This is a genomic window from Agreia sp. VKM Ac-1783 (assembly GCF_900177765.1).
Classification (GTDB): domain Bacteria; phylum Actinomycetota; class Actinomycetes; order Actinomycetales; family Microbacteriaceae; genus Agreia.
In genome coordinates, this window is the sequence record NZ_FXWI01000002.1 from 692,381 (window position 1) to 711,268 (window position 18,888).

At 65.8% G+C, this 18,888-nt stretch carries 22 protein-coding genes; 11 read left to right on the forward strand and 11 right to left on the reverse strand.

Annotated features, from left to right (window positions below; translation table 11 throughout):
- Positions 1–19: 19 nt before the first annotated feature.
- Genes CCK87_RS08305 through CCK87_RS08315 form a run of 3 tightly spaced genes read left to right on the forward strand, consistent with a single transcriptional unit; the run spans position 20 to position 3,060 of the window.
- On the forward strand, positions 20–1,363 hold the full coding sequence (locus CCK87_RS08305; RefSeq protein WP_086460923.1) for a CBS domain-containing protein: 1,344 nt from the start codon (positions 20–22) through the stop codon (positions 1,361–1,363).
- The gene (locus CCK87_RS08310) at positions 1,350–1,892 is read left to right on the forward strand and encodes a DUF1003 domain-containing protein (RefSeq protein WP_085486879.1); all 543 of its coding nucleotides are present in this window, start codon (positions 1,350–1,352) and stop codon (positions 1,890–1,892) included. The genes CCK87_RS08305 and CCK87_RS08310 overlap by 14 nt, the downstream gene beginning before the upstream one ends.
- Complete coding sequence (locus tag CCK87_RS08315; RefSeq protein WP_249273790.1) at positions 1,867–3,060, forward strand: P-loop NTPase; 1,194 nt, start codon at positions 1,867–1,869, stop codon at positions 3,058–3,060. The genes CCK87_RS08310 and CCK87_RS08315 overlap by 26 nt, the downstream gene beginning before the upstream one ends.
- Here the strand turns inward: CCK87_RS08315 and CCK87_RS08320 are convergent.
- The gene (locus CCK87_RS08320; RefSeq protein WP_086460925.1) at positions 3,040–3,774 is read right to left on the reverse strand and encodes an MBL fold metallo-hydrolase; all 735 of its coding nucleotides are present in this window, start codon (positions 3,772–3,774) and stop codon (positions 3,040–3,042) included. The genes CCK87_RS08315 and CCK87_RS08320 overlap by 21 nt on opposite strands.
- A gap of 148 nt (positions 3,775–3,922) precedes the next feature.
- Here CCK87_RS08320 and CCK87_RS08325 point away from each other — a divergent pair, with 148 nt between their 5' ends.
- A complete protein-coding gene (locus CCK87_RS08325) occupies positions 3,923–4,198 on the forward strand; it encodes a hypothetical protein (RefSeq protein WP_086460926.1) in 276 nt (91 codons plus the stop codon).
- A 21-nt stretch (positions 4,199–4,219) separates the two neighbouring features.
- Here CCK87_RS08325 and CCK87_RS08330 read toward each other — a convergent pair whose 3' ends face one another.
- Positions 4,220–4,447, reverse strand: coding sequence for a hypothetical protein (locus tag CCK87_RS08330; RefSeq protein ID WP_086460927.1), 228 nt, complete (start codon positions 4,445–4,447; stop codon positions 4,220–4,222).
- A 30-nt stretch (positions 4,448–4,477) separates the two neighbouring features.
- Positions 4,478–4,867 (reverse strand): twin-arginine translocase TatA/TatE family subunit, encoded by a 390-nt coding sequence (locus CCK87_RS08335; RefSeq protein ID WP_086460928.1) that lies wholly within the window; start codon positions 4,865–4,867, stop codon positions 4,478–4,480.
- Between the two features lie 77 nt (positions 4,868–4,944).
- On the opposite strand from CCK87_RS08335, the gene CCK87_RS08340 reads away from it, so the two are divergent.
- Complete coding sequence (locus CCK87_RS08340; RefSeq protein ID WP_086460929.1) at positions 4,945–5,577, forward strand: class I SAM-dependent methyltransferase; 633 nt, start codon at positions 4,945–4,947, stop codon at positions 5,575–5,577.
- A 92-nt stretch (positions 5,578–5,669) separates the two neighbouring features.
- Here the strand turns inward: CCK87_RS08340 and CCK87_RS08345 are convergent, their stop codons facing one another.
- The 3 genes from CCK87_RS08345 to dapE form a co-directional block, all read right to left on the reverse strand.
- Positions 5,670–5,843, reverse strand: a complete 174-nt coding sequence (locus tag CCK87_RS08345) for a DUF3117 domain-containing protein (RefSeq protein ID WP_078714890.1) — start codon at positions 5,841–5,843, stop codon at positions 5,670–5,672.
- A 77-nt stretch (positions 5,844–5,920) separates the two neighbouring features.
- Complete coding sequence (locus CCK87_RS08350) at positions 5,921–7,132, reverse strand: mannosyltransferase family protein (protein ID WP_086460930.1); 1,212 nt, start codon at positions 7,130–7,132, stop codon at positions 5,921–5,923.
- A complete protein-coding gene (gene dapE, locus CCK87_RS08355; RefSeq protein WP_086460931.1) occupies positions 7,129–8,265 on the reverse strand; it encodes a succinyl-diaminopimelate desuccinylase in 1,137 nt (378 codons plus the stop codon). The genes CCK87_RS08350 and dapE overlap by 4 nt, the downstream gene beginning before the upstream one ends.
- Positions 8,266–8,332: 67 nt before the next feature.
- Between dapE and dapD the strand changes: the two genes are divergently transcribed.
- Together dapD and deoC are read left to right on the forward strand one after the other, a co-directional pair.
- Positions 8,333–9,313, forward strand: coding sequence for a 2,3,4,5-tetrahydropyridine-2,6-dicarboxylate N-succinyltransferase (gene dapD / locus CCK87_RS08360; protein ID WP_086460932.1), 981 nt, complete (start codon positions 8,333–8,335; stop codon positions 9,311–9,313).
- A 44-nt stretch (positions 9,314–9,357) separates the two neighbouring features.
- Positions 9,358–10,059 carry a deoxyribose-phosphate aldolase gene (deoC, locus tag CCK87_RS08365; RefSeq protein ID WP_086460933.1) on the forward strand — a complete coding sequence of 234 codons (702 nt, stop codon included), beginning with the start codon at positions 9,358–9,360 and terminating at the stop codon, positions 10,057–10,059.
- Positions 10,060–10,085: 26 nt separating this feature from the next.
- On the opposite strand, the gene CCK87_RS08370 is transcribed toward deoC, so the two are convergent.
- The 4 genes from CCK87_RS08370 to CCK87_RS08385 form a co-directional block, all read right to left on the reverse strand.
- Positions 10,086–11,414 carry a citrate synthase gene (locus CCK87_RS08370; protein ID WP_086460934.1) on the reverse strand — a complete coding sequence of 443 codons (1,329 nt, stop codon included), beginning with the start codon at positions 11,412–11,414 and terminating at the stop codon, positions 10,086–10,088.
- Positions 11,415–11,585: 171 nt separating this feature from the next.
- The gene (gene dapC, locus CCK87_RS08375; RefSeq protein WP_086460935.1) at positions 11,586–12,686 is read right to left on the reverse strand and encodes a succinyldiaminopimelate transaminase; all 1,101 of its coding nucleotides are present in this window, start codon (positions 12,684–12,686) and stop codon (positions 11,586–11,588) included.
- Positions 12,687–13,016: a ferredoxin gene (fdxA, locus tag CCK87_RS08380; protein WP_085486855.1), complete on the reverse strand. Its 330-nt coding sequence runs from the start codon at positions 13,014–13,016 to the stop codon at positions 12,687–12,689. It lies immediately after the preceding gene.
- A gap of 51 nt (positions 13,017–13,067) precedes the next feature.
- Positions 13,068–13,478 carry a DUF6113 family protein gene (locus tag CCK87_RS08385; RefSeq protein WP_086460936.1) on the reverse strand — a complete coding sequence of 137 codons (411 nt, stop codon included), beginning with the start codon at positions 13,476–13,478 and terminating at the stop codon, positions 13,068–13,070.
- Positions 13,479–13,564: 86 nt separating this feature from the next.
- On the opposite strand from CCK87_RS08385, the gene CCK87_RS08390 reads away from it, so the two are divergent.
- From CCK87_RS08390 to efeB, 4 genes are all read left to right on the forward strand, one after another.
- Entirely contained in the window at positions 13,565–14,890 is a 1,326-nt protein-coding gene (locus tag CCK87_RS08390) for an acyltransferase (protein WP_170927198.1), read from the forward strand.
- Between the two features lie 134 nt (positions 14,891–15,024).
- Positions 15,025–15,894, forward strand: a complete 870-nt coding sequence (gene efeU, locus CCK87_RS08395; protein ID WP_086460938.1) for an iron uptake transporter permease EfeU — start codon at positions 15,025–15,027, stop codon at positions 15,892–15,894.
- Positions 15,891–17,069, forward strand: coding sequence for an iron uptake system protein EfeO (gene efeO / locus CCK87_RS08400; protein ID WP_086460939.1), 1,179 nt, complete (start codon positions 15,891–15,893; stop codon positions 17,067–17,069). The genes efeU and efeO overlap by 4 nt, the downstream gene beginning before the upstream one ends.
- 6 nt (positions 17,070–17,075) lie before the next feature.
- Complete coding sequence (gene efeB, locus CCK87_RS08405) at positions 17,076–18,389, forward strand: iron uptake transporter deferrochelatase/peroxidase subunit (protein ID WP_086460940.1); 1,314 nt, start codon at positions 17,076–17,078, stop codon at positions 18,387–18,389.
- A gap of 14 nt (positions 18,390–18,403) precedes the next feature.
- Here efeB and CCK87_RS08410 read toward each other — a convergent pair whose 3' ends face one another.
- Positions 18,404–18,871: a hypothetical protein gene (locus CCK87_RS08410; RefSeq protein WP_086460941.1), complete on the reverse strand. Its 468-nt coding sequence runs from the start codon at positions 18,869–18,871 to the stop codon at positions 18,404–18,406.
- Positions 18,872–18,888 lie beyond the last annotated feature (17 nt).

Genomic DNA, 18,888 nt, shown 5'->3' on the forward strand with positions numbered 1-18,888 from the left:
GAAGGTCTAAGTTAGACGTGTGAGTGCCACCAGAGTCTTCGTCGCCAGATTGGCCGGGTGCACCGTCTTCGACCCCGCCGGTGATCGCCTCGGCAAGGTTCGAGACGTGCTCGTGGTGTATCGCAGAACCGAGTCGCCCCGCGTCGTCGGTCTGATCGTGGAGATTCCCGGCAAACGTCGCGTCTTCTTGTCGATCGGGCGCGTCACCTCGATCGGCAGCGGCCAGATCATCACGACGGGGCTCATCAACGTGCGCCGATTCGAACAGCGCGGCGGCGAGGTTCGCGTGATCGCAGAGATGCTCGGCCGCAAGCTCGACTTCAACGACGGCAGCGGCGAGGCCACCGTCGAAGACGTCGCGATCGAAGAGGTCGGCCCAGGCGAGTGGCAGGTCGCGCAACTCTTCGTGCGTCGGCCCAAGACGGGCGGTTCACCGTTCGCGAAGGGCGCCACCTCGTTTGTGCTCTGGCGCGACGTCGTCGAGCAGACGAAGGGCGGCGAAGCGCAGTCGGCCGAGCAGTTGATCGCGACCTACTCCGACCTCAAGCCTGCCGACCTCGCCTCGACCCTGATGGATCTTCCTCAGGCGCGCATGCTCGAGGTCGCCGAAGAATTGCCCGACGCACGCCTCGCCGACGTGCTCGAGGAGATGCCCGAGAGCGAGCAGGTCGAGATTCTCGGCCAGCTCGGCGACGACCGTGCGGCAGATGTGCTCGACCAGATGCAGCCCGACGATGCCGCAGACCTGATCGCCCAGTTGTCGGGTGAACGCGGCGAGGCGCTGCTGAGTCTGATGCAGCCCGAAGAGGCCGACGACGTGCGCATGCTGCTGTCGTACGAGCCCGACACAGCCGGTGGCCTCATGACCACAGAACCCATCATCGTGTCGGCCGACGCGACCGTGGCCGAGGGGCTCGCGCTCATCCGCCGTCAGGAGATGGCACCTGCCCTGGGCGCCGCCATCTGCGTCACGCTCCCACCGTACGAACCGCCCACGGGCAGATTCCTCGGAATGGTGCATTTCCAGCGCATGCTGCGCTATCCACCGCATGAGCGTCTGGGTACGCTGCTCGACTCGAGCCTCGACCCGGTGACCGCGGATACGTCCGCCGCCGAGGTCTCCCGCATCCTCGCCAGCTACAACCTCGTGTCCGTTCCGGTCGTCGACGACAACCACCGACTCGTCGGGGTGGTGACCATTGACGATGTCCTCGACTACCTGCTGCCCGATGACTGGCGAAGTCACGACGGCGACGACGAGAAACGCACCCCGACGCGTTTCCCCGAACGAACAGTCCCCGTTCCCACGAAGAGACCAGTACGCATAGGCGCACGAAGGAGGGCCGGCAATGGCACGCAATAACCGCTCAGACGTTCGCCTCGACGCCCCCAAGGGCCTGCGCAGCAATGTCATTCCCCGACGCAACCGCCAGAGCCGCGACCGATTCGGCCGCGGAACCGAGGCCATCGCACGAGGCATGGGAACACCCTGGTTCCTCGTCATCCTCACCGTCTTCGTCGTCGCCTGGATGTTCTACAACACCACGGCTCCAGAGGGCCTGCGGTTCGACGACGCAGCGATCGGATTCACCGCGCTCACGCTCATCCTGTCGCTGCAGGCCTCTTACGCCGCGCCGCTGATCCTCTTGGCGCAGAACCGACAGGATGACCGCGACCGGGTGCAGATCGAGCAGGACAGGCAGCGCGCCGAACGCAACCTGGCCGACACCGAATATCTGGCTCGCGAGGTCGTCGCGCTGCGACTCGCCATGAAAGACCTCGCCAGCAAGGACTTCATCCGAACGGAGCTGCGCGCGTTCCTCGACGAACTCGACCGCGATGCCGAACCGGATGCCGAGGGTCGCCGTGCAGCCGGAACATCCGGTGCCTGAGGCGCCCGACATCGAGCTCGGCCAGGCTGTGCGACAGGCCCTGTCGCGCGTGATCGACCCGGAGATCCGCAAGCCGATCACCGACCTCGACATGGTCGGTGGCGTGGCGGTCGACGAGGCCGGTCGAGCGTCGGTCGATCTCAAGCTCACCATCGTCGGGTGCCCGGCCGCCGACACGATCGAGCGCGACGTGCGCGCCGCGGCATCCGGTGTACCGGGTGTGAAGACGGTCGAGGTCGACGTCTCGATCATGAGTTCCGACGAGCGTCGAGCCCTCGTCGACAAGCTCCGGGGGTCGGCGGCGCACCGGTCTGTTCAGTTCGGACCCGACTCGTTGACCCGCGTGTACGCGGTCACCAGCGGCAAGGGCGGCGTGGGCAAGTCGACCCTGACCGCGAATCTCGCGGTGGCCCTCGCCGCTCGAGGGCTACGAGTCGGCATCGTCGACGCCGATGTCTACGGCTTCTCCATACCGGCGATTCTCGGTCTGGTCGATGACGACGGCCTGGCCGTGAAGCCGACACGAGTGGGAGACATGATTCTGCCTCCCGTGGGGCGAGACGTGAAGGTCATCTCGATCGGCATGTTCATCGACTCCGCCCCGGGGTCGGGCTCGTCGGGCGGGGCAGTGGCATGGCGGGGGCCGATGCTGCACCGAACCATCCAGCAGTTCCTCACCGACGTGTTCTTCGGCGATCTCGATGTGCTGCTGCTCGATCTCCCGCCCGGTACCGGCGATATCGCCATCTCCATCGGCCAGCTGCTGCCGAATGCAGAGGTGATCGTCGTCACGACCCCCCAGCCGGCTGCGGCGGATGTCGCCGAGCGATCGGGGATCGTGGCCAGACAGACGGGCCAACGCATCTTCGGGGTCATCGAGAACATGGCGCCCCTCGTGCAGGCTGACGGCTCGGTGCTCGATCTGTTCGGCTCTGGCGGTGGGACAGAAGTGGCGCGTCGTCTGTCGGCGGGCCAGACCTCCCCGGTTCCTCTGCTCGCCTCCGTGCCCCTGAGCCTCAATCTTCGACGCGGCGGCGACACGGGCGAACCGCTGGTGATCGCAGACCCGGCGGATGCGGCGAGCGTCGCGATCCAATCCGTGGCCGACCGCATCGCGACCCGCGGCAGAGATCTCGCCGGTCGACCGTTAGGCGTGTCGCCCCGCTGAATCGCGCGGGTACACGGCCGGTCCATGACCGGGCAGCAGGATGTTCGTGGTCGCTCGGAACGTCTGCGCCCTCGCGTGCGCGGCCTCCGCGTCCCAGTGCCACATCGCCGGCAGTTCCTGCGGGCCCGAGACCAGGCTCGTCGCATGCCCGGAGATGAGGGCATCGCCCGTGACCATCACACCGTGCTCAGGCATCTCGAACACGAGATGGCCCGGCGTGTGGCCCGCGGTCAGTCTCGGTACGAGCGGTATGCCCGAGAACGTGACCTCGGCATCCGGCACGAGCGGCGATACCGAGCGGATCTCGATCGGAGCGAGTCCACCGGAGCGGACCGCGTGCACCATCCACACGAGATATCGCGGAAGGATCAGTTTGGGCAACAGATCCTTCACTCCGATCTGATGCAATTCCTCCCGGGTCACATTGGGAATCTCCTCCGCTGCGGCCCACACCGTGACGTGATGACGCTCGACGAGGGCCGGAATCGTCCCGATGTGATCCGAGTGTCCGTGCGTGACCAGCACGTTGCGAAGTGGCTGGCGCGGAGCAACCGATGCGATGGATTCGAGCACTCCGTCGAGGTCGGCGGGATAGCCGGCATCGATCAGAGTCACGTCGTCTCCGCCCGCGAGAATCGTCCAGTTCGACGCCGGGCCCGTCACGAAGTAGATTCCCGGCCCGACCTCCTCGATCGTCGTCTCGCGCGTGCGCATGGCGTTCCCTTCGTCTCGGATTCCGACTGGAGCACACGATACCCGCCTGTCCTCCCCGAGGAGCTGCGCCCGCACGCTCTCCACAGGTCGGCTGCGCCCGGGCCACGAAAGCACCTCCGGAGTCGGTCGCTGCCCCTAGCCTGCCCGCATGATCGACGACGCGTATCCCGTTCCCTTCACCATCGAGAGGCACCGCACTCCCCACGCTCTGGTGCTCACCAACCGCAGCCCCGAGCGCCTCACGGCCCTGTCGTTCAGCCTGCTCGGCGGCGGCGCGCTGCGCACGAGCGCGCCTCTGATCCTCGACCCCGGTCGACAGGTGCGACTACTGGTCTCCGGTCAGGAGCTTTCACGACGGGGCATCGTCGTCGTTCGCTGGTTCCGCCCCGACGGCTCGGAGTATCTCTGGCGAATCACGTTCTGACGTCTCTGCGCGGATGCGTTATCAGAAGAGGAAGATCGCGGGAATCCAGCCGAAGACGAGGTCCGCGAGAACAGGGATGACGAAGGCCAGCAACGCGGTCACGGCGACACACCCGACGAGCACGAGACCAACCAGCGTCCACGGTGACGAGGTCCAATCGGCGCGCACCGTGTCGTTCGTGACGACGAGGTCGTCCTGACCCTCGAACAGAGAGGTGACAGAGTCAGTGCCGTCGACGTCGCTTGTCATGATGTCAATCTAGCCCTCACGAGCGGCATCTCATGTCGACTCCGAGTCGAACGGCGTGGCCGTCGCGTCGATCGGTTGCGAGGGCACAGCGTCTTTCTGGCGAGAGAGGTACGCGGGTTCCGGCCTCGAGACGGGCTTGATCACGGGTGCTACGACCGCCGGACTGTCGTCGAGCAGGGCCTCGCGGATGATGCGCCGGGGGTCGTACTGGCGGGGATCGAGCTTCTTCCAGTCGACCTCGTCGAACTCTGGGCCCATCTCCTCTTTCATGCGCACCTTGGCGCCGTCGGCGTAGTCGCGCAGAGTTCTCACGAGCCGTCCCAGCTTGGCCGCGTAGCTCGGGAGCTTGTCGGGACCGAGCAGGAAGACGGCTATGACTCCTACGAGCAGCAGCTTCTCGAACGACAACCCGTTGAACACCCTCACAGACTACCTCCGCCGCGTGGCTCACGTCTGACAGGGTACCGAGTACCTATGCTTGCGTTCGGGAGAGTGACGTGTCAGGTAAAGAAATGAACTGGAAGTACTCCGAGGACGTCGTCCTGGAGCCGGCCGGGCTAGCGCAGGCTCGCGCCCACTCGCTCGAACTCGGTATCGATCCCGTGTCGCCCGCGGTCGGAGCACAACTCGGCGTTCTCGCCGCGGCATCCGGCGCCCAGGCGATCATCGAGGTCGGCACCGGCGCCGGCGTCTCAGGTCTGTGGATGCTCCGGGGTGCGCCGCACGCGTCCATCACGTCGATCGACACCGAGGTCGAGTACCAGCAGGCGGCACGCGCCGCATTCCTCGCCGAAGGCATCCCGGCAAATCGTTTCCGACTCATCGCCGGGCGCGCGGTCGACGTCTTGCCCCGAATGAACGAGAACTCCTACGACCTCGTGCTGATCGATGCCGACGCCGAGAACGTCATCGAATACGTCGAGCACGGTCTTCGGCTCGTGCGCAAGGGCGGAACGGTCGCGGTTCCTCACGCGCTGTGGCGTGACCGCGTCGCCGATCCGGCGCAGCGCGACGACACGGCCACCGATTTCAGAACCCTCATCACCGAGCTCTCGAAGTCGAGCGCTGTGCTGGTCGCCCTCTCCCCTGCCGGCGACGGACTACTCCAGATAACAAAAGTCGGCGACTGATCGTCGGGGAGAATGGGTGAGATACCCGTTCTCCCGTCGGATCAGCCGCCGAGCTTCGCTGTGTGGTGCGCCTCGTGTTGCGCGCAGCCAGATCAGGCGGGGGTCACAACCCCCGCGAGAGCATCGTGCAACTCTTTCGCCTCGGCATCGTTCACCGAAACCACGAGGCGACCGCCTCCTTCGAGTGGCACTCGCACGATAATGAGGCGTCCTTCTTTGACAGCCTCCATTGGTCCGTCTCCGGTCCTGGGCTTCATGGCGGCCATGCGGCTCCCTTTCGTCGTGAACTTCTATTATCCGCTATTTCGCGGCCGTTCCGCCGCCGCCTCTCGGGACGCTACGTCTACGGCGGAGTCCAGTCGGCTCCGTCGACGCCCCAGCAGAGCAGCAGCCAGCCCGTCTGCGCCGCGATGAAGACGAGCACGATCGACACCCGATACGCCACCGATTTGGGCTGCGCGACCGCACCGAGCAGAGGGAACATCGGCATCAGGAGCCGGAACGTGCTCGACTGCGGAAAGAAGACAGCCAGCAGGTAGAGCCCGTAGCTCAGTACCCAGAGCCTCAATTCCGATCCCAGTCGCCGCACCGGTCGGAGGAACAGACTCAGGCCGAACGCGGCGACCAGCAGCAGCACCACCACTCCCCCGGTCGGGAACCCGGACTGCGAATTGAGCCACCAGTTGGCCCCCTGGAACCACGGCGCGAAGGGAACGAGGTGCTGATAGCCGATGTAGACCGACCGCCACGCCAACTCGGTGTCGGTGTACGCAGTGAGGTCTCCCGTGACCACCCCCGCGATCGCCGGCCAGAGGAGGCCCATGAGTGCGCTGAAGACGGCGATCAGACTCACGCTGACCCGTTCGGACCATGGGAACGGGTCGCTGCGCCGCGTGACGAAGCGCACGATGACATGGAGCCCGAGGAAGAGCGCGAAGGCGAGCCCTGAGGGCCTTGTGAGCGCCATGACCGCGATGAGGGGTATCAGCCATCCGTAGCGCCGCTGCACGACGAGATAGAGGCCGATGACGAGCAGGAAGGTGTAGAGCGACTCCGCGTACGACAACTGGAAGAGCGCGGAGACCGGCGCTACACAGAACAGCACCACCGAGAACATCGCGGTCTGCGAGTCTGAGAGCACGCGCAGCATCAATTTGAAGAAGACGAGTGCCGCCCCGAGCCCGGCGACAACCGAGACGGCCACCGACACGACAGGCCACGAGAGTGTGGTGACGATCATTAGTCCTCTGACCAGAAACGGGTACACCGGCATGAACGCCCACGCGTTCTCCCCGACGTGGCCGTCGACGGTCAGAGGCAGCTGTTCCGGGTACCCCGTCATCGCCACGATGAAATACCAGTGGCCGTCCCAGATGGTGGCGAAATCGACGTACGACGGATGCGCGCCCGTCCACGGATTGGCCCCCTGCCCGGCGGCTATGGCCAGGATGATGACGGTGCTGACCACGCGCGCTGCCAGATAGATGAGAGCAACACGCGCCCACCAGGGAAGCACCCGATAGCGCACGAGCGCGGCGCGCCTGCGCGTGATCATTCGGCCGACGCGGCTGTTCCGTTCAGCCACCGTCGCAGGCCGTCTTCGCAGGCCGTGATCTGGCTGAGGAGCACCCGCTCGTCGTCGGCGTGCGCTTTCAAGGGATCGCCCGGGCCGTAGTTGACGGCCGGAACGCCGAGTGCCGAGAAGCGGGCGACGTCGGTCCATCCGTACTTGGGCAGCGGAACTCCGCCCACGGCGTCGATGAACTGTCGTGCCACCGGAGCGTCGAGCCCGGGTCGAGCTCCCTCTGCCACATCGACGATCGTCACGTCGAAGCCGTCGAACAGCTCGCGAATGTGGGCCTCGGCCTCCGAGCCCGAGCGGGACGGCGCGAATCTGTAGTTGACCTCGACCGCGGCCGCATCCGGAATCACGTTGCCGGCCACCCCGCCGCTGATACCGACGGCGTTCAGACCCTCGCGGAAGACGAGCCCCTCCACTTCGACCTGCCGGGGCTCATAGGTCGCCAGGGTGGCGAGCACCGGCGCGAGAGAGTGGATCGCGTTGTCTCCCACCCAGCTCCGCGCTGAGTGAGCGCGCAGACCGTGCGTTCGGATCTGCGCGCGGAGGGTTCCGTTGCATCCGCCCTCGATGAGGGAATTGGTCGGCTCTCCGAGAATGGCGAAATCCCCGGCGAACATCTCCGGAGAGTTTCTCGCGAGTCGTCCGAGGCCGTTCAGGTCGCTCGACACTTCCTCGTTGTCATACCACATCCATGTGATATCGACCGCGGGGGCGGTCAACTCCGCTGCCAACTTCAACTGCACCGCCACGCCGCCCTTCATGTCGACTGTCCCGCGCCCCCAGAGGTAATCGCCGGGCGCGCCCGCTATCGATCCCGCGTCGAGGGTCTCGTAGCGCGTCGGCACGTTGTCGTTGATCGGCACTGTGTCGATGTGACCCGCTATCACCACCCGTGAGGGCCGACCGAGGTTGGTTCTCGCAACGACCGTGTCGCCGTCTCGATGCAGCTCGAGGTGGCCGAATCCCCTGAGGCTGTCGACGATCGCATCGGCGATCGACGCCTCGTCTCCGGAGACCGACGGCATGTCGCACAGCTGCTTCGTCAACGCGACCGACGTGGCACCGAGATCGAGGGGCGAGAGCAGGGCGGGGGCAGAATCCGTCATGCCGCCAAGCCTAGATGCCGACGTCGCACACAGCTGGCGGCAGCGACGGACTCGGTAGGCTCAGTGCATGAGTTCTGAGACATTTGCCAGCCACGCGACGCCCGAATTCGCCTGGGCGACCGGTCTTGCCACCGTGTCCGGCGGTGGAGTCGTTCTCGACACCTGGTACCCGAGCCCCGCGCTGGGACGAGTACCCGAAGGCAGAGACCCGCACCTCGCGGACGCGTCGCTCGACGCCCACGCCCAGCCCGATTCCCGGCGCAACGTCACGGTCGAGATCGTGACCACCGAGATCGATCTGCGCGAGCCCCCGGCCTCGACCCCGGATGCCTACCTGCGGCTCCACCTCTTGTCTCACCTTCTCGTGCGCCCCAACACCATCAACCTCGACGGTATCTTCGGACATCTGCCGATCGTGGTGTGGACCAATGCAGGCCCCGTGCACCCCGACGACTTCTCCCGCCTCCGCCCGTCACTTCAGCGGCACGGCATCGCGAGCACCGGCATCGACAAGTTCCCCCGCCTGCTCGACTACGTCAGCCCCGTCGGCGTTCGTATCGCCGATGCGTCGCGCGTTCGACTCGGCGCTCACCTCGCCCCGGGGACCACCGTCATGCACGAGGGCTTCGTGAACTTCAACGCGGGCACGATCGGCACCTCCATGGTCGAGGGGCGAATCTCGCAGGGCGTCGTGGTCGGCGACGGCTCCGACATCGGCGGCGGCGCGTCGATCATGGGCACCCTGTCCGGCGGAGGAACTCAGCGGGTCTCCATCGGCGCTCGCGCGCTCCTCGGCGCCAACTCCGGAATCGGAATCTCCATCGGCGATGACTCTGTCGTCGAAGCGGGTCTCTACGTCACCGCCGGCACGAAGGTGGTCATCCTCGATTCGGCCCCCACCGCCGATGGCGTGCGACGCACCGCGAAGGCCGTCGACCTCTCCGGTGTTCCGAACCTGCTGTTCCGTCGCAACTCGCTCACCGGCGCGGTCGAAGTGCTGCCCCGTACGGGCACCGGCATCGAGCTCAACGCCATGCTGCACGCCTGAGCCGACTCGCCCTCCCCTTCCATTCCCGACAAAAGGACCCGCTCATGACCCCCTCCGACAGCACGCCCATCACCACCGAACAGCTCGCTCGCTACTTCGATCACACCCTGCTGAAGCCGGAGGCCACGGCAGCTGACGTTGCGACGCTCATCACGGAGGCCGACGATCTGTGGGCGTACTCCGTCTGCGTCTCTCCGTCGATGCTCCCCCTGCAACTACCGCAGGGTTCGTCTCTCAAGATCGCCGTCGTCTGCGGTTTCCCCTCCGGTAAGCACCACTCGTCGATCAAGGCTGCTGAGGCCGCTCTGTCGGTAGAGCAGGGCGCCGACGAGGTCGACATGGTCATCGACATCGGTGCGGCCAAGGCCGGAGCTTTCGACCGCGTCGAGGCCGACATCGCTGCCGTCCGCGCCGTGATCCCGGCTCCCCGCATCCTGAAGGTCATCATCGAGTCCGCGGCGTTGACCGACGACGAGATCGTGTCCGTCTGCCGCGCAGCAGAGAACGCGGGCGCAGACTTCGTGAAGACCTCCACGGGCTTCCACCCGAGCGGCGGCGCGACCGTGCACGCCGTGCGGCTCATGGCCGAGACCGTCGGCGCACGTCTGGGGGTCAAGGCATCCGGCGGCATCCGCAGCTACGACGATGCCGTGGCCATGATCGAGGCCGGCGCGACGCGTCTGGGTGTGTCCAGCTCGCGTCAGGTGCTGTCCGGCGCTCCGGCAACGGGCGACGGCGGCTACTGAGCCGCCGCCGACCCAGTCGGTCGGTCCTAGCGACCGGCCGGCAGGTCGCGAGCCGCGTGGCCTAAGTACAGCTGCTGGGGGCGGCCGATCTTGGTCTGCGGGTCACTCGTCATCTCGCGCCAGTGCGCGATCCACCCCGGAAGGCGACCGATGGCGAAGAGCACCGTGAACATGCGCGTGGGGAACCCCATGGCCTTGTAAATGACACCCGTGTAGAAGTCGACGTTCGGATACAGGCGACGCTCCATAAAGTAGTCGTCGGCCAGGGCGATCTGCTCGAGTTCCTTCGCGATCTCGAGCAGGTCGTCGTGAACGCCGAGCGCCTCGAGCACCTCGTCGGCGCTCTCTTTGACGAGTTTGGCGCGCGGGTCGTAGTTCTTGTAGACGCGGTGCCCGAAGCCCATGAGCTTGACGCCCGCCTCTTTGTTCTTGACGCGCTCCACGTATTTGGCGACGCCTTCGCCCGATGCCTGGATGTCGCCGAGCATGCTCAGCACGGCCTCGTTGGCGCCACCGTGCAGGGGCCCGAAGAGAGCGTTGATGCCGGCGGAGATGGAGGCGAACATGTTGGCCTGGGTGGAACCGACGAGGCGAACGGTCGACGTCGACGCGTTCTGCTCGTGGTCGGCGTGGAGGATGAGCAGCCGCTCGAGCGCACTCGACACGACGGGGTTGACCTCGTAGGGCTCGGCCATCGTGCCGAAGTTGAGCCGCAGGAAGTTGTCGACGAAGCTCAGGGTGTTGTCGGGATACAGGAACGCCTGCCCCACGCTCTTCTTGTGCGCATATGCAGCCATGACGGGCATCTTCGCGAGAAGACGAAGGGTCGAGATCTCCACGTGCTCGGGGTTCGTGGGATCGAGCGAGTCCTGGTAGTACGTCGAGAGGGCGGAGACGCCGCTCGACAGCACAGACATGGGATGCGCCTGGTGCGGCAGCCCGTCGAAGAAACGCTTGAGGTCTTCGTGCAGCAGCGTGTGACGGCGGATTCGTCGGTCGAAGTCTTCGAGTTCGCTCTCGGTGGGAATATCGCCATAGATCAGCAGCCAGGCGACCTCGAGGAAGCTGAGCCCCTTCGCCACCTGCTCGATCGGGTATCCGCGGTAGCGCAGAATTCCCTGGTCTCCGTCGATGTAGGTGATGTTCGACTTGGTAGCCGCAGTGTTGACGAAGCCGTAGTCGAGGGTCGTCATGCCGGTCTGCTTCGTGAACGTCGAGAGATCGATAGACGATGCCCCATCGACGCTCTCGAGGATCGGGAACTCGGCTGTTCCGCCGGGATACGAGAGAGTCGCCTTCCCCGGTTCCGATGCTTCGGATTCTGGTACTGAATTCTGCTGCCCGACGTCGGTCACGGCGCCTCCTGACGAGTGTTCCTGCCTGATGGTAAGTGGCGGGACGCTAGACGCAGGATGTGTGACCCCGGACCGCGTTGACCCTCCTACAGCCTAGGGCGAAATGGTGGCAACCATGACATCCGCCCGCAACCGACCAGTCTCATTGGAGGTTGCCGACAACGCCCTAACTCAGGAAAGACGCGAGACGGCGGCCGCGATTCTCTCGTCTGTCGCGGTGAGCGACACCCTGATGTGCTGGGGAAAATGGTCACCGTAGAACGGACCGGGTCCCGCGAGAATGCCCCGTTCGGCCAGCTCGGCGATGGTCTCCCAAGCGTCGACACCCTTGGTGCCCCACAGGTAGAGACCGGCCTCGCTGCGGTCTATCCGCAGTCCGAAATTCTCCAAAGCTGGGCGTAGCGCGTCGCGACGGGCACGGTAGAGGCTCTTCTGAGCGGCGACGTGTTCATCGTCGGCGAGAGCGGCCGCCATCGCGGCCTGCACTGGCGCGGGCGGCATCATTCCCGCATGCTTGCGCACCGTCAGAAGGCGATCGATGAGAACGCTGTCGCCCGCGACGAAGGCCGCGCGGTAACCGGCCAGATTGGACTGCTTGCTGAGCGAGTACACCGCGAGCAGGCCGGTGTGGTCTCCGCCGGTGACTCGAGGATCGAGCACGCTGGGCACGGGCTCGTCGCGCCAGCGCCCGTCCCATCCGAGCTCGGCGTAGCACTCGTCGCTCGCGACGATCGCACCGAGCTCGCGCGCACGGGCTACCGCGCGCGCGAGGTCCGCGACATCCAGAACCGAGCCGTCGGGGTTGCCGGGCGAATTCAGCCACACGAGACGCGTGTTCTCCGGCCAGTCAGCCGGGTCGTCGGATGCGACGGGCCGGGCACCCGCGATCGTCGCGCCGACCGCGTAAGTCGGGTACGCGGCGCGGGGATGCACGACGACATCGCCGTCGCCGAGCCCGAGCATGAGCGGCAGCCACGCCACGAGCTCTTTGGATCCGATAGTCGGCAGCACCTGGTCGTCGCGCACGTCCGGCACGTTGCGGCGCCGCGCGAACCAGTCGGCGACTGCCGCCCTGAGAGCGGGCGTTCCGGCTGTCTGCGGGTAGGAATGCGCATCCGTCGCCGACGCGAGCGCTTCACGCACGAGGCGCGGCGTCGCATCCACCGGCGAGCCGATAGAGAGGTCGACGATGCCGTCAGAGTGCCGACGCGCGATCTCCGCGTAGGGCCTCATCGCGTCCCACGGATAGTCGGGAAGAGGCGCGAGGGCCACTTACTTCTCGCCGTGCGACTGCGGAGGCAGAGCGGAGATGACGGGGTGGTCTTTGGCGATGACACCGATCTTGGCGGCACCACCCGGAGACCCGATGTCGTCGAAGAACTCGACGTTGGCCTTGTAGTAGTCGGCCCACTCTTCAGGCAGATCGTCTTCGTAGTAGATGGCCTCGACGGGGCAGACGGGCTCGCACGCTCCACAGTCGACGCATTCGTCGGGGTGGATGTACAGCGAGCGTTCGCCCTCGTAGATGCAGTCGACCGGACATTCGTCGATACAGGCCCGGTCTTTGACGTCGACACAGGGCAGGGCGATGACGTAGGTCACAGTGCGTTCGTTCCCTTCATGCCGCACAGGAGATGGTGCGACTGGACAAGTCTAATTCTTCGAGAAGCGTGGCCATGCGAGCACCAGCAGCGCGATGACGGTTGGTGCGAAAGTCCAGATGACCCCGAGCACGTTTCCGGGCACGAGAATCGAGCCTCCCGCGCTGGGCTGGGAGAGCAGGAAGATGGTCACGACGATGCCGAATGCGGCGAGGATCGCGGTGGTACGCGTGCGCAGAACCAGGCGCAGCCCGACGAGGAGGAGCGTGACTGCGAGAAGTGCGATGATGACGCCGATCGGCAGAGCGAACCCCGCGAAGATCGTCCACGTCGATTGACTGACGGCCGTGCCCATGACGCCGAACAGCACGCCCAGACCCAGGCCGACGACCCACGATACGACGCGTGACGACAGCGTCTCAGGGGATGCCGCCCGGAGCGGCTCTCTCGTCTCGTCGATCACCACCCCAGACTATCTGGGACCGGAGCTGCGCCGACCCCCACCACTCGTCGCTATCATGTTCGATACCCACCCGGAGGGAATGTCCCGTGCCCAACCGATCCACCCGAACGGCTGCGACCAGCGGCAGAGAATCGGTCGACGTCGTCGGTCTCGCGGCGAAGAGCAAGCGCGACCTCGTCGTCGACCTGGCGCGGGTGTTCTGCGTCTTCGCCGTCGTCATGATGCACTCGCTGATGGTGGGCCTCTACCGCGATGGCGACGCGATCGGTCAGATCAATCCGCTGCAGACCCAGAGCTGGTTCGCGCTCGCCACATGGGTCGGCCAGATCATGCCTCTCTTCTTCGTCGTCGGGGGCTTTGCGGGCGCCGTCTCCTGGAGGAGCGCCATGCGGCGCGGCACGACGCCCGGTGAGTTCCTCCGAACACGCCTCGTTCGCCTGCTCAGGCCCGCGCTACCGCTCCTCGTATTCCTGACGGTCGTCCTCTGGGTTCTCGTGCTCTGCGGCGTCGACCGAGGAGTCGTCGACATCGTCGCGGCCGGCGTCGGCATGCCGCTCTGGTTCCTTGCGGCGTTCATCTCCTGTCAGGCCTTTCTTCCGATCGTGCATCGCTGGCATGTCTCGCGCCCAGCCCCGACGATCGCCACACTCGTCGCGCTGTCCGTCATCGTGGATGCCGCACGCATCCTCAGCGGCGTTCAGGAGATCGGTCTCTTCAACCTCGTCTTCGTCTGGCTCGCGGTACAGCAGCTCGGATTCCTCTACGCGGACGGGTGGTTCGCCCGCCGCGCTCGCTGGCAGCTGGCCGCGGGAGCCGTGGCGAGCTACGCGCTGCTCGCCCTTCTCACGTACACGCTGCACATCTACCCCGTCGACATGTTGACCAACCTCAACCCGGCGACCGTGCCCCTGATCCTGCTGGGCGTTGCACAGGTGTGCATCCTGCACCTCCTCTATCCGCTGCTGCGGATCGCCATGACGCTCAAGCCGGTTCTGATCGCGACGTTCTTCGTCGGCAGCAGAGCGATGACGATCTACCTCTGGCACCTGCCCATCATCGTGGCGCTCAGCGGTGGACTGTTCCTCAGCGGCTGGGTCGACAGCGTGCCGGGAAGCGGCGCATGGTGGGCGACCCGTCCACTCTTCGTCGTGGCCGTCTGGCTGATTCTCGGAGCGCTGAGCCTGGCCGTCGTGCGGTGGGAGCGCCCGGCGAAAGCCGCGCTCCAAGGGCTGCGCCAGACCGGGACGGTGCGCATCCGGGTGGCCGCTCTTCTCGCGTTCGCCGTGTTCGTGGCGGAGATTCAGTGGGGGTGGAGTCTGCTGCTTCTGACGCTGACCGCGGCGGTGATCGCCGTGGCTCTTCGACTTGTGACGCCGGGTCGTGAAATCACTGTGAACGCTCAGCCGAGCTAACTGGACACGACGACACCGCTGGGTTACAGTCAGATTCGGTAAGGCAAGCCTTACCGAACATACGAGACGACCAGCGTGGGCCGCCTCTTTGCCCCGGCGCCACCCTGCGCCGCCTCACCCGAAGGCCCCCACCCGTGCTCGCGAACTTTCTCATCGGCCTGCGCGAAGGACTCGAAGCGGCTCTCGTCGTCGGAATCCTCATCGCCTACGTCGTCAAGATCAAACGCCCTGACGTTCTGAAGCGCATCTGGCTCGGCGTGGGCCTCGCAATTCTGGTCTCGCTGTCACTCGGCGCGATCTTGACCTTCGGCACGTACGGCCTCTCGTTCGAGGCTCAGGAGGCGATCGGCGGATCGCTCTCGATCGTCGCCACGATCTTCGTCACGTGGATGGTCTTCTGGATGCTGCGCACGTCGAAGAACCTCAAGGGTCACCTGCAGCACGATGTCGACCAGCACCTCGCGGGCGCTGGCTCGGGACTCGTCCTCGTCGCGTTCCTCGCCGTCGGCCGCGAGGGAATCGAGACGGCGCTGTTCATCTGGGCGGCCGTGCAGGCCACCGGAGAGACCACTCTGCCCCTTGTCGGCGCCGCTCTCGGAATCGTGGTCGCCGTCGCCCTCGGCTGGCTCATCAACCGCGGCCTGGTGCGCATCAATCTGGCGAAGTTCTTCGCCTGGTCGGGCGCGTTCCTCATCGTCGTCGCAGCCGGGGTCCTGTCGTACGGGGTGCACGATCTGCAGGAGGCCGGAATCCTGCCCGGACTGAACAACCTCGCCTTCGACGTATCCGGCGCCATTCCGCCCGACAGCTGGTACGGAACTCTGCTGAAGGGCACCGTCAACTTCTCGCCGGCCACGACATGGCTCGAGGCGGCTGCGTGGACCCTCTACGTCGTTCCGACGATGGTCGTCTTCCTCCGCGCGGTAGCCCGCAAGGCGCCGTCCCCCCAGACACGCACCTCCGACAGCAACACAGCACGTTCAACCCCCCAAGGAGCCCGGTGAAAGCCAGAGCAGTAATCACGACGATCGGCGCCGCAGCGACCCTGCTGGCACTCACCGGATGCGTTCCCAATGCCACGGCGTCGGATGCGTCGGCCATCACGGTCGACTCCAGCGCCGATGCATGCTCGGTCAGCAAGAACAGCGCATCGAGCGGAACGCTCCGCTTCAAGGTCACCAACTCCGGCGACAAGGTCACCGAGTTCTATCTACTCGCCGACGACGGACTCCGCATCATCGGCGAGGTCGAGAATGTCGGGCCCGGCATCTCACGTGACCTCGTCGTGCAGGCTCAGCCGGGCGACTACTTCACCGTCTGCAAGCCGGGAATGGTCGGAGACGGCGTCGGCAACGCCGCCTTCTCTGTGAATGGCGACAAGGTGAAGCTCGCGGGCGATGAGCAAGAGCAGGTCGACGCTGCAGCCACCAACTACGTGGCCTACATCAAGGACCAGGTCGCTCAGCTGGTCACGGGAACAGACGCGTTCCTCGCCGCCTACAAGGCTGGCGACGACGACACCGCCCGCTCCACCTATGCGACCGCTCGCGCCAATTACGAGCGCATCGAGCCGGTCGCCGAGTCGTTCGGAGACCTCGACCCCGAGATCGACTTCCGCGAGGCCGACGTCGCGCCCGACAAGGAATGGACCGGCTGGCACCGCATCGAGAAGGATCTCTTCCCGCCGGCGGCCGCAGAGAACGGGGGCGTCGACTACGTGGCCCTCACCCCCGACCAGCGCACGTACTACGCTGACAAACTCGCCGAGAACACCCAGCAGCTCTACGACGCCGTCCACGCGAGCGACTACACCGTGTCGATCGATGCCATCTCGAACGGAGCGATCGGCCTTCTCGAGGAGGTTGCCAGCGGCAAGATCACCGGCGAAGAGGAGATCTGGTCCCACACCGACCTGTGGGACTTCCAGGCCAACCTCGAAGGAGCCCGGGTCGCCTATGAGGGCGTTCGCGACATCGTCGAGGCCAAGGACCCCGAGCTCGTCAAGACGCTCGACACGCGCTTCGGTGATCTCGAGAAGCAGCTCGCATCGTATGGCAGCCTCGACAAGGGCTTCGTCTACTACAACGAGCTCACGCCGACTCAGGTCAAGGAACTCGCCGACGGGGTCAACGCCCTGAGCGAGCCGCTCAGCAAGCTCACCGCTACCCTCGTCGGCTAACCGACGATGACAGACGAGCGCTCCACGGAGAAGGAGACGACGGTCAGCCCACAGAAGCTCTCTCGACGGGGGCTTCTCGGGCTGGCCGGTGCCGGCGTCGTCGGTCTCGGCGTTGGCGTCGCGGGCGACCGTGGTGTGCTCGCCGCATCGGCCTCCATGACGGCCACCGGATCCGCGACGAGCAACACCAGCTATCCGTTTCACGGCACGCATCAGTCCGGCATCGTCACGCCCGCACAAGACCGCCTCCACTTTGCAGCCTTCGACATGTCGTCCACAGCCTCGAGGGCGGATCTCATCGAGCTCCTGCAAGACTGGAGCGCGGCGGCCGCACTAATGAGCCAGGGCAAGCCCGTGGGCGAGTTCGGCGCGGTCGACGGCCCGTACGACGCTCCGCCAGAGGACACGGGCGAGGCGCTCGATCTGCCCACCGGCGGACTCACCATCACGTTCGGCTTCGGCCCGACGCTGTTCGTCGACGGGACGGGAGCCGACCGCTTCGGCATCGCCGCCCAGCAGCCCTCCGAACTGCGCGAGCTCCCGCATTTTCCCGCCGACGATCTCGACCCCCAGAGATCGGGCGGAGACCTCTGCATCCAGGCCTGCTCCGACGACCCTCAGATCGCCGTGCACGCGATCCGCAACCTGTCGCGCATCGCCTTCGGCAGGGCCAGCCTGCGCTGGTCGCAGCTCGGGTTCGGGCGAACGTCGTCGACGAGCACCTCGCAGGTCACACCACGCAACCTGTTCGGATTCAAAGACGGCACGGCGAACATCAAGGCCGAGCAACTCGGCAAAGTCATGGACTCCGTGTGGGTTCCCGCCTCTGCCACCCCCTCCTGGCTCGCGGGCGGCTCCTACCTGGTCGCCCGGCGCATCCGCATGACCATCGAGACCTGGGACAGAACCGCACTCAGCGAGCAAGAACGCATCATCGGGCGCACGAAGGGCGAAGGATCGCCCCTGTCGGGCGGCACGGAGTTCACGGCGCCCGACTTCGCCGTGCTCGGCCGAGCCGACAAGCCGCTCATCGACAAGGATTCGCACGTGCGTCTCGCGCATCCGGAATCGAACGCGGGTACCGAGATTCTGCGACGCGGCTACAACTTCGTCGACGGCAACGACAGCCTCGGCCGTCTCGAGGCCGGTCTCTTCTTCATCAGCTACCAGCGCTCCCCCGCCCAGTTCATCGATATTCAGATGAACCTGGCGAAGAACGACCTCATGAACGAGTACATCAGGCACGTGGGCTCGGGCCTGTTCGCTGTTCCGGCCGGAGCCCGACAGGGCTCCTACGTCGGCGCCGGCCTGTTCGACTAAGACGGAGCCTGTGGTCAGCGCATCGTGTTCGACACGATGTACGTCGCGGCGACCACGTTGGTGCCGTTGTCGCCGGTGGAGATGACCACCGAGTGGGCGCCATCGTCGAATGTGCCGTAACCCTGGCCCTCATTCATGCCTGTGAAGTCCGAGCTGAATCCTGCCTTCTCGAGCCCGGTCTTGATCTCGTTGTAGGCCGCTTCGGGATCGGTGATCGCGATCTGCACCGTCCAGGTCTGCGTCTCTCCGTCACCGACCGCGACGCCGGAAATCACGTCACCCTCGATGACGGGAATGTTCTCGGGAAAGCCGTCGGGCATCCCGCCGTCGGTGTTGAGATCGATCTCCTGGCCGTTCTCGGCCGCCACGCCTTCGGCGACGCCCTCGGCGAGAGCCTGAGAGGAACATCCGGTGAGAGCCGGTCCGGCGAGGAGCGCGAGAGCGAGAAAAGGGATGGCGATACGTGCGCGTGAGATGGTCATTGTCTTCTCCAAATGTG